At 63.1% G+C, this 11,014-nt stretch carries 5 protein-coding genes; 1 reads left to right on the top strand and 4 read right to left on the bottom strand.

The window, feature by feature from the left end:
* Nucleotides 1-233: 233 nt before the first annotated feature.
* Entirely contained in the window at nucleotides 234-947 is a 714-nt protein-coding gene (locus PXK07_RS18260; RefSeq protein WP_446728404.1) for a trypsin-like serine peptidase, read from the top strand.
* 167 nt (nucleotides 948-1,114) lie between these two features.
* On the opposite strand, the gene PXK07_RS18255 is transcribed toward PXK07_RS18260, so the two are convergent.
* The 4 genes from PXK07_RS18255 to PXK07_RS18240 form a co-directional block, all read right to left on the bottom strand.
* The gene (locus PXK07_RS18255; RefSeq protein ID WP_274849738.1) at nucleotides 1,115-2,287 is read right to left on the bottom strand and encodes an HlyD family type I secretion periplasmic adaptor subunit; all 1,173 of its coding nucleotides are present in this window, start codon (nucleotides 2,285-2,287) and stop codon (nucleotides 1,115-1,117) included.
* Nucleotides 2,284-4,962 carry a type I secretion system permease/ATPase gene (locus tag PXK07_RS18250; RefSeq protein ID WP_274849737.1) on the bottom strand — a complete coding sequence of 893 codons (2,679 nt, stop codon included), beginning with the start codon at nucleotides 4,960-4,962 and terminating at the stop codon, nucleotides 2,284-2,286. The genes PXK07_RS18255 and PXK07_RS18250 overlap by 4 nt, the downstream gene beginning before the upstream one ends.
* Nucleotides 4,959-6,257, bottom strand: coding sequence for a TolC family protein (locus PXK07_RS18245; protein ID WP_274849736.1), 1,299 nt, complete (start codon nucleotides 6,255-6,257; stop codon nucleotides 4,959-4,961). Before PXK07_RS18245 ends, PXK07_RS18250 begins: the two co-directional genes overlap by 4 nt.
* A 90-nt stretch (nucleotides 6,258-6,347) precedes the next feature.
* Nucleotides 6,348-10,907, bottom strand: a complete 4,560-nt coding sequence (locus tag PXK07_RS18240) for an Ig-like domain-containing protein (protein ID WP_274849735.1) — start codon at nucleotides 10,905-10,907, stop codon at nucleotides 6,348-6,350.
* Between the last annotated feature and the right edge of the window lie 107 nt (nucleotides 10,908-11,014).

Here is an 11,014-nt window from a genome sequence, read left to right as displayed (position 1 = left end):
GGTGCCCAAAGGTCTTCCTGTCAGCCATCGCACTCGCAGCGCTCGTCATTTACTGGCTATGAGTCCTGACCCTAAGGTTTTGTTCATTGTAGAGGGGGAATAACCGGGGGGTTAATAGATTGTTTACTGCGTCATATTCTGTCCATCATTTCGTCCGTTCCCGGCTGCATTGAGCCGCATTCCAGCCGCAGCTCTCAACCAGAGTGTAAGAGTGGAAAGTGGAGTGGACTATGATGAGACTAAAAGCTGCAGCCGCGGCGGTGTGCCTGTCACTAGGCCTGCCCGGCGGCGCGAAGGCGGATGAGAGCCGCCAAAGCGTCAGTACAATGCCGGGGTGGGAGGCCGTGGGCCGCCTGAACATTGCCGGGCGCAATATGTGTACGGGATCCTTGATTGCGCAGAACCTGGTTCTGACCGCGGCCCATTGCCTGTTTGATCCGGCTACCGGGCGCCGGGTGGATCCCGGCCAGATCAAATTCGAGGCCGGTTTGAACGGTCAGGCCGTCAAGGCCTCGCGTAGGGTTGCCAAGGCGGTGCTGCATCCCGGTTACCGTTTCGGCAATGGTGGGATCGCTCAGATCGGCACCGACATCGCGGTCCTGCGTCTGGATAGCCCGATCAACAGCCGGGACATCCGGCCGCTTCGTCTGGCCTGGCATGCCGACCGCGGGGACACCGTTGGCGTTCTGTCCTATTCGCATAGCCATGCGACCCGGCCCAGCCTGCAGCGTGGCTGTCAGGTGCTGGCAAAGCAGAACCAGACCCTGGTGACCTCTTGCCGTGTGGATTTCGGCGCCTCTGGATCGCCGGTGATCGAAGTCACCGCTGGCCATGCACCGCGCCTTGTGTCGGTGATCTCGTCCAAGGCGGCGATCGGTTCGCGCCGCGTCTCGCTGGGGACGGTTCTGGATGGAACCCTTCGTGCGCTGATGCAGCGCGCAGGCTGACGACTGTCAGATCAAACGTGCGAAAAGAAGTTTCGCGCAGACCTGCCTTTGGCTCGGCTCTGGGCAAGTACAATAAGACAGGCACCTAGACGGGATGACGTCTTGGATGCGGGCCTAAAACGGGCCGAAACACCCCCCGAAAATCTGACCTTTGAAAGATCGCTCCCCTAGGGTTCGCGGAAGGCTTCGCGCGACTTGTAGAGCGGCTTCAGCAGGTAGTTCAGGACGGTCTTTGAACCGGTCTGCAATTCTGCCGTCGCGCGCATGCCGGGTCGGATCTCGATCGCCTGTTGCCGCTCGGTGAAGCCCGAGCGATCGACGCGCACCGTGACGCGGTAGAAGGGTTCAACGCGCGGGTTGCGCTCGTCTTCAAAGGTATCGGCCGAGACAAAGTCGACCTTGCCCTTCAAGGCGCCGTAGATGGTGTAGTCATAGGCCGAAAGTTTGATCGTTGCATCCTGACCGGGCTCGACGCTGGCGATGTCCTTGGGGTTCACACGGGCCTCGACGAACAGCTCTTCGCCCAGGGGGATGATTTCGAAGATCTCTTCGCCCGGGCGCACAACGCCGCCGATGGTGGTCACGGCCAGGCTGTTGACGATGCCGCTCATCGGGGCGGTGATCACGGTGCGGTTCAGCTGGTCCGTGGCCAGGCGCAGTTCCTGACGGAGGGAGGCCAGTTCTCGCAGCGCCTTTGAATACTCCTCTGCCAGGTCCAGTTCGTTCTGGGTGCCAAGCTCGGTGTATTTGGCCGAGGCATCGGTTGCCGCCTTCTGCGCCTTGTTCACCTCGGTCAGGGCCACGATATTGGTCTTATAAAGCCGCTGCAGGTTCTCCAGCTCGTCATTGAGCTGGGTCATGATGGTATGGGCACTGTCGCGGCGGCTGTTGAAATCGGTCTGGCGCGCCTTCAACAGCGCCCGTTCCGAGGCGAGGATCTCGCCGGAGCGTTCGGCGAGCGGGGCAGGGACCTCGAAGTCGAAGGCGCCGCCCATTTCCGCCTCAAGCCGGTATTGCTTGATCTCCAGCGCGTCGATCTGTTCCTGCAGCTCGTCCGATGCGGCGCGGAATTTGGTATCCTGCAACCGGCCCAGGACCTGCCCGGCCTGTACGGTGTCGCCTTGCCGCACGAAGAGTTCCGCCAGGATGCCGCCCTCAAGGTTCTGCACGATCTGCGCGCGGGAGGAGGAGACAACCTCGCCTTCGCCGCGCACGATCTCATCGACCGAGGCAAAGGCGGCCCAGGTCAGGAAAATCATCACGGCGGCTGCCACAAGGTAGATGATCCGCCCCGATCCGCGGGTGTTCTCGGTGAAGTCGAAATCGTTGATCGCGGTCATTTCTTCTCTCCTGCCGCAAGATGGGCCAGAACCTGATCGCGCGGCCCATCCACCACCATGCGGCCCGCCTGCAGGATCAGGGTGCGGTTGGTGAGCGACAGGATCGGCATGCGGTGGGTGGCGATGACCGCGGTACGGCCCGCCAGCCAGCTTTCCAGACGGCTGACCATGGTGCGCTCCAGCGTCTGGTCCAGCGCAGCGGTAGGTTCATCCAGCAGCACGATCGAAGGGTTCTGCAGCCACAGGCGCGCCCAGCCGATGGACTGGCGTTGGCCGATCGACAGCCCGCTGCCGCTATCGGCGATCTGCAGATCAAGACCCTTGTGGTGGCCGCGCACAAAGGCGCCGAGGCCTGCGAATTCCAGCGCCTCCATCAGGCGGCTGTCGTCGCGCTCCAACTGGCCCAGGTTCAGGTTGTCGCGCAGGGTGCCCGTCATCAGGCGCACGTCCTGGCTGAGGTAGCCGATATGGCGGCGCAGGTCGCGCGGATCAATTTGTGAAATGTCGGTGCCATCCAGCATGACGCGGCCCTTTTCCGGCGCGTAAAGACCGGAGAGCAGTTTCAGCAGCGTCGATTTGCCAGAGCCGTTGACGCCCAGCACCGCGACCTTCTGGCCGGGCAGGATGGCGACGGCGGGCACGTCCAGCGTCGGTGCGGCATCCGCATCGTAGCGGAACACCACTTCGCGCAGGTCGAACCGCCCGCTCAGGCTGTCACGGCGCAGATAGCTGCGGGTCTCGTCCTTGTCCTGCGGGGCGGCGGCGATGGCGTCCAGCGCCTCAAGGGCGGCCTTGACGTTGCTCCAGCGGGCCAGGGTGCCTGCGAATTGCGTCAGCGGCGCCAGGGTGCGGCTGGTCAGGATGCCGGTGGCGATGATGGTGCCGACGGTGAATTCACCGGCAAAGACCATCAGCGTGCCCAGCACTACGGCGCAGATATAGGTTGCCTGCTGCACCCCTTGCGACCAGTAGGTGAGCGCGCTCGACAGGCGGCGCTGCTCGGTCGAGGAATGGGAGGACAGAATGTTCAGCTCGTCCCAGAGCCGCATCACCCGATCCTCGCCGCGCTGGCTCTTCACCGTGTCCAGCTCGCTCAGGGTCTCATGCAGCAGGTGGCCTGCCTTGGCATTGGCGCCCTGCGTCTGACGGGTGAGGGAGATCATGCGTTTCTGCAGGAAATAGGCGGGCAGCAGCATCAGCACGCCGCCTGCGACCAGAACCCAGACGATCGGCCCGGCGATGGAATAGACCAGGATCAGGAAGACGGCGATGAAGGGGATATCGGCCAACGTCGACAGGGTGGAGGAGGTGAAGAACTCCCGCACCGAGCCAAAATCGCGCATTGCCGCAAACAGCCCCGAGGGCGGCATCGGCTTTTGATCCGAGCGCATGCCGATGAGGCGGAGCATCAGGTTGTGCTGCACGGTCAGTTCGACCTGGCGCCCGGCGCTGTCGGTGAGCCGCGCGCGGGCCATTTTCAGGCAGGCCTCCAGCGTGATGGCCAGGAAGGCTCCGATCGCCAGCACCCAGAGCGTGGCATGGGATTGATGCGGTACCACCCGGTCATAGACCTGCAGCGAAAACAGCGCCACAGAGACCGCCAGCACGTTGGCCACCAGCGAGCCGAGCATGATTTCCCCGACCTGACGGCGGAATTTCGGAAACTCGCCCCAGAACCAATGGGAATTGTCCAGTTGCGGCGTGTGGCGCTGAGCCATCTGCGACACGGCGGGGCGTGCGCCGAGGCTGAGACCGGTGAAATAGGGCTGGAACTCTGCCAGCGGTACTTCGGCGCGGTTGTCAGGGCAGGTGGTGTCGTAGATGAACAGCACATCATCGCTCTGTTCCAGCACCAGTACGCATTGACCGCCCTGCATCATGGCAAGGGCTGGCCAGACCTCGGGGGTGATCGCCTTCACCTTCTGCAACCGGGCCTTCAACCCGGTGGACTGCAGCGCCTTCTGCAGGGCCTTGGGGGCGGTGTCCCCTTTGGCGGTCTTCCACAGGAAGGCCGCGATATCGCTGGCTTGCGTCTGCGTGCCCTTCAGGGCGGCAAGGGTTGCAATCAGGTCGGCGCGGTGCTGGACACGCTCCTCAGTGGCCCGGGTCATTTCCGGGCCAGCCTCTGCTGTGTCGGCCTCCTTCGCCTGCTCCGCGGCAGGTGCGTGGTTTTCAACCTCCGCTTCAGGCTGCAGGATCTGTGCCTCGTCCTGCTGGATGTCAGCGGTCTCTGCCTTTGGTTCGAGGCTGGGGGCCGCCTGGGGGGCGCCCTGCGGTTCGGGCCTCGGTTCGAGCCGGGGTTTGGGCAGGCTGCCGGTCTGCGAAAAGGTTGCAATCTCCACCACGGGCGCGGCCTCGGCCTCGGGCGTATCCTCACGGGGGTGCGCGGCTGCAGGCGCGGGTGTCACCTCGGGCGTGGTGAGCATCAGCGGTTGGGACCGGTCGTTGCCGGAGTCTTGCTGCCGGTGCGGAGCGGGGATGAAGGTGGCCACATCCGGTGTGGTTTTGGGCGCGGCATCTGCCCGGGGAATGAACGGCATCGGCTCAAATGGAACCGGGGTGGGCGGTGTCACATCATCAAGACCGGGCGCAGGGGCCACCGGCACGGCCTTGGCGACAGGCGCATCCTCAGCGGCCTTGCGGGGTTTGCGGAATTTTCCGGGGAACCTGATCATATCTTATTCCCATCTGCCAACAGGCCCATATCCCGCGACAGCTCCAGCTGGATCAGGATGACCTCGTATTTTGCGTCAATATGTGCCTGTTCGCGGCGGATCAGTTCCTCGTAGATGGAGACCACCTCCATCACCGGACGCTGACCGGCCTCGTATTGCGATTTGAACAGCTTGTAGGTTTCGCGGCTGGCCCGGGCGAGCGAGGCGGTTTCGCTTTCCTGGCGGATGTAGGAGGCCAGGCGCTGCATCTGGCGCGCGTAGGTGCGGCGGGAGTCTTCTTCGGCCTCACCGATGGTGCGGCGGGCGGCTTCCTTGCTGGCCTCCAGCGCCTGCAGGGCGGCCGGGGTGCCCAGACCCAAGGGCGTGGCCAGATCGACGGTCAGCCCGGCACCGGAGCCATCGGAGGTGACATTGCCTGCAGCAGCCACCTGCGGCAGCAGACCCGCGCGCCCGGCCTTGGCTTCGGCAATGGTGCGCTCGGCTTCGGCCTGCGCCTTCATCACGTCCAGAAAGGCGGTTTGCTGCGGTGGGGTGCCAAGATCCAGACGCTGGGGTTTGTCCGGGAACCGTTGCCCGGTCATCGCCTGCAATTCGGCCCGCGCGGTAGAGGCGGAATCCGCAGCCGTCGCCTTGGCCGTGCGCAGGCCGGAGATCTTGCTGTCCACCACATTGAGGTCGGATTGGTCGTTCAATCCCCCCTCGACACGGCCGCTGACGATGCGACGGAATTCGCTCATCTGGTGGATGGCACGGCCGAGATAGGCGGCCTTTTCATCGCCGCGCAGGCCCGCGGAATAGAGCGCCACCGCGGTTTCCACCCGTGTGTTCATGTCGATGGAGAGGTTCACGGCGGCGACTTCCACATCGGCGGCTGCGAATTCGCGTTCGGCCTTGCGGCGGCCATTGTCAAACAGGATCTGCTCGATCAGCAGCCCGGCCACCAGATCGCCAAGATCGGTCAGGCTCACCGAAGGGCCAATGGTGGGCAGCCAGTTTTTCGATTTTGCTTCTGCGCGCAGCTTGGCACTGATCAGCTCGGCTTCGGAGGCGCGGGAGGACGCGGTGATCGCGGCTTCTCCCACCTGGCGGTAGATGCTGCCCTCTTCCAGCAGGGAGCGGCGCTGCATCAGCGACGATATGATCTCGGAAGAGGCTTCGCCCTCGGCTTGCTGGAAACTGCTGGCGGTGCGGGACACCGATCCGTCGCTGTTTTTCACCAGGAAGGGGGATTGCTCGGCGCAGGCCGACAGGCTGCACAACAGCGCAATCACTCCAGCGGATCGTCCCAACTGCATCCTGCCCTCACCCTTCTACTCGTACGCCGGTTTTCGGCTTATTGTTTTTGGTCCGGCAGCCAGTCCTGACCGCCTGCCGGACACTTAAAGTCAGATAAGAACGTTGATGTCCTGATCCACCAGCAGCGTGGTGCCATCGTTGCCGATGGTGTAGACGTTATAGGCCTGCCCATCCACGGATTGGGTGCCTGCCGCCGCCGCTCCGGCCACGGTCAGGGTATCGCCCGAACCGCCATGCACCGTCAGCGTGTTGGAGTTGCCGGACAATGCCTTGATGTCGGATTCGGTCAGGCTGAGCGACACATCAGAGGCGTAGCCCAGGTGCAGATCGTCGATGTTGAACTGCGACAGGCCCGCGTGATCCATCGTGCCGCTATTGGTGGCGTTGTCTTCCAGAACCACCAATGTGCTGGAGGCATTGCCTGCGGTATCCTCGCTGGTGATCACGAGATGGGTTCCATCCGGGACCGGCGTGGAGAAGGTGAACTCGGTGCCGAACACCGGATCCTGGGTGATGGTGGCGGTCGGTACCGTTACGCTGCCGTCACTTTGCAGGGCGCTCACGGTGTAGCTGTCGGTCACGCCTTCGGTGCTGATCCGGCGCACATCTCCGCTGGAGAAGGTGACAGAGTCCACATCCGGAGTGGTGTAGATGGTGTCGACCGCGAAGCTTTCGGTCAGGGATTGCGTATTGCCCGCTGCATCGGTCGCGGTGATCGTGGCCGTCGCCGAGTAATCCCCCAGGGGGATGTCGGCGGCGTCAAAATCGGCACTCCAGTTGCCCGAGCCATCGACAGTGGCGGTGCGTGTGACACCGCCAATTGTGACCTCGACCGTGGAGCCGGTTTCAACGGTGCCGGTCAGGGTGACGCCCGCATTGCGCTCGGCAAGGTTGACCACGTCGTCCGCGGTTTGATCTGCAACCACCGTGAAGGGGGTGATTTCGGTATCAATGGCCAGGGTGTGGGAGGTGGTCGCGGTGTTGCCCGCCGCATCGGTCGCCAGCACGGAAATCGCCGCATCATAGGTGCCGGTCGGGATGTCCGAGGCGGCAAAGCTTGCGGTCCAATTGCCGAAGTTGTCGACCACGGCGTTATGGGTCACGCTGCCCATCTGGACCTGTACGGCAGAGCCGGGTTCGACCGTGCCGGTCAGGGTGACACCATTGCTGTGTTCCACCGCGTTGACGATATTGTCGCCTTCGATGCCGGTGGTGTTCATCGTCAGAGGATCGACAAGCGTATCCAGGGCCACGCTGTCCGAGACACTGGCGGTATTGCCGGCGGAATCGACGATGGAGGCCGTGATCGGCAGCTGGGCTTCGCCCGTGGGAACCTGCGCTGGCAGGAAGGTTGTGCTCCAGTTCCCGTTTATATCCGCGACCACCTGGTTCGTCGCCGCGCCAAGCCCCACCGTTACGGTCAGGCCGGGGGTTGCGGTGCCGCTGATTTCAACACCGTTGGCGCGTTCCGTGGCGTTGATGATGTCGTCCAGTTCGACCGGGTCGGGCGACAGGGTCACGGTGCCCGCCACGGTATCGACACGCAACGCCGCAGAGGCCGCAGCCGTATTGCCCGCGGCATCGGTGGAATTCACCGTGATCGCGGTGTTGTATTCACCGGGGGCGATGGCGCCTGCTTCGAAAGTGGCGCTCCAGTTGCCATTTGCATCCACGGTGGCCTGACGCGTGACGCCTGCCAGGGTCACATCGACGGTGGCGCCGGGTTCGGCAACGCCGGACAGGGTCAGGCCTGCCTGCGCTTCGGCCTGGTTGACGGTATTGTCGCCACCGGCAGATCCTGCATCAAGCGTCACCGAAGTTTGCGTATCGATGCCCACGGTCGTGCTGGTGGATGCGGTATTGCCGCTGGAGTCGGTCGCGGTGACCGATACGGTTGCATCATATTCGCCATCGGCGATTTCCGAGGCAGCATAGGCGGCACTCCAAGTGCCGGAGCTATCAGCGGTGACCGTCCGGGTGATGCCCTGGAAGGTGACCTCAACGGTGGCGCCCGGATCCGCGAGACCGGTCAGCGTCACCCCGCCTGCCTGTTCAGTGGCGTTGATCACGTCGTCACCGGCAATCGGCGAGTCGATGGTGACGCGGGTTTCGGTGTCGATATGCACCGTATGCGATGCGGTGTCGCTGTTGCCCGCCGCATCGGTGGAGGTCACCTCAATGGCGCTGTCATAGATGCCGCTGGCGATCTCGCTGGCGTCATAGGCCATGGACCAGGTGCCGTCGGAGGCCACCGTGGTGGTGCGGGTTGTGCCTTGGAATTCAACGGAAATCGTGGCGCCAGCCTCGCCGGTTCCAGTCAGCGTGATACCGTTGGAGGCTTCGACGAAGTTGATGTCGTTGTCGCCGCCCGCAAAATCAGTATCAAGCGTCACCGCGTTTTCCGTGTCGATATGCACGGTGCTGCTTGTGGTCTCGGTATTGCCGCTGGAGTCGGTCGCGGTGACCGATACGGTTGCATCATATTCGCCATCGGCGATTTCCGAGGCAGCATAGGCGGCACTCCAAGTGCCGGAGCTATCGGGGGTGACCGTCCGGGTGATGCCCTGGAAGGTGACCTCGACGGTTGCGTCCGGATCGGCGAGACCGGTCAGCGTCACCCCGCCTGCCTGTTCGGTGGCATTGATCACGTCGTCACCGGCGATCGGCGAGTCGATGGTGACGCGGGTTTCCGTATCGATATGCACCGTATGCGATGCGGTGGCGCTGTTGCCCGCCGCATCGGTGGAGGTCACCTCAATGGTGCTGTCATAGATGCCGCTGGCGATCTCGCTGGCGTCATAGGCCATGGACCAGGTGCCGTCGGAGGCGACCGTGGTGGTGCGGGTTGTGCCTTGGAATTCAACGGAAATCGTAGCGCCAGCCTCGCCGGTGCCGGTCAGCGTGATGCCGTTGGAGGCTTCGACGAAGTTGATGTTATTGTCGCCGCCCGCAAATCCGGTATCAAGCGTCACCGCGTTTTCCGTGTCGATATGCACGGTGCTGCTTGTGGTTTCGGTATTGCCGCTGGTGTCGGTCGCGGTGACCGATACGGTTGCATCATATTCGCCATCGGCGATGTCCGAGGCGGCGTAGGCGGCACTCCAAGTGCCGGAGCTATCGGCGGTGACCGTCCGGGTGATGCCCTGGAAGGTGACCTCGACGGTTGCGTCCGGATCGGCGAGACCGGTCAGCGTCACCCCGCCCGCCTGTTCGGTGGCGTTGATCACATTGTCACCGGCCACCGGCGTGTCGATGATGACGCGGGTTTCGGTGTCGATATGCACCGTATGCGTCTCGGTGGCGCTATTGCCCGCCGCATCGGTGGAGGTCACCTCAATGGTGCTGTCGTAGACACCCTCCGCAATTGCGTTGGTGCCGTATCGCACCGACCAGGTGCCGTCCGAACCGACCGTGGTGGTTCTGGTCGCACCTTGGAATTCAACGGAAATCGTGGCGCCAGCCTCGCCGGTGCCGGTCAAGATGACACCGTCAGAGGCTTCGATGAAGTTGATGCTGTTGTCACCCTCGACGGTATCGATGCCAATCGGGGGGGCAACGGTATCGACCACCAGCACATCGTGATAGGTGTTGCGGTTGCCAAACTCGTCGGTCGTACGGATCCGGACCGAGGTTTCATATTCCCCGGTCGGGATGTCGGCAGGGTCAAAGGTGACGGACCAGGTGCCGTCATCGTTCACGGTGGTCCGTTCGGTCACCCCATTGATCCGCACATTCAGGCTCGCACCGGGCTCGCCGGTGCCGGAGATCACAGGGCCATCGGCCTGGATAACGGCGTTGACGATATCGCCGGTGGACTGGGTGCCGCTGGTCACCTCGGCTTCGGGCGGGGTGGTGTCGATGACCACTGTAGGCCCGTCCAGATCAAAGTCATTGCCGTCGGGATCGGTGACTTCAACCGTGGTGTCGTAGTTTCCATCCGGCGGGAGATCTTCGATGGCAATCGTTGCGGTCCATGTCCCATCGTCGCCGATAATGACGGTTTCGGTGTGATCGCCGATCAGAACGCGGACTTCGGACCCGGGGGTGCCGGTCCCGGTGATGACCACCGGATCGGTGGAGGAGCCAGCGATAGGATAAGACGCATCCGGGTCATCCACCGTCGGCTGGATGGCGGGCGGCGTGTTGGAGGTTGGTGTGCCGTCATCATTGACCAGAACGGCAGTGCCGACGACACCTGCGGCTACACCGGCCGTGCCCAGCCCGCCCAAGAGGGGCGCGGCGATCGGCGCGATCACCGGCTCAATGCGATCCACATCCAGGAAAACAAGATCGTCGTATGCGCTCCATTTTCCGCTCAGATCCAGCGTTTCGTAGCTGGCGAACAGCATGCCGTCGGGTTTGTCCTCAAGAACCACCTCGACGAACTGCCCGTCCGTGCTGAGGAACAGGTTCTTGCCGCCGGTGCCCGAAAAGCTGAAGTAGTTGTCTAGAACGAGCGTTTCGCCATTGGCCAGCACGATATGGAGATCGGCGCCACGGCGGGCAAAACTCTCGATTTCGGATCGCCCAAGATTGAGGGAAATGTCCTTGGCACGGCTGACATCAAGCTGCGCGGGATTGCCTTCAGGAAACACGCCCTGCAGCGTGGTTCCCGTCATGTCACGGGAAATATATCCAACAGTACTCATTTTCTGCTCGCCTATATGCCCGGCAAACGCTGACTAGGGTCAGGACTCATAGCCAGTAAATGACGAGCGCTGCGAGTGCGATGGCTGACAGGAAGACCTTTGGGCAC

Source organism: Phaeobacter sp. QD34_24 (assembly GCF_028890115.1).
In the GTDB taxonomy this organism is placed as follows: Bacteria; Pseudomonadota; Alphaproteobacteria; order Rhodobacterales; family Rhodobacteraceae; genus Phycobacter.
This window is presented reverse-complemented; position numbering and strand designations above follow the sequence as displayed.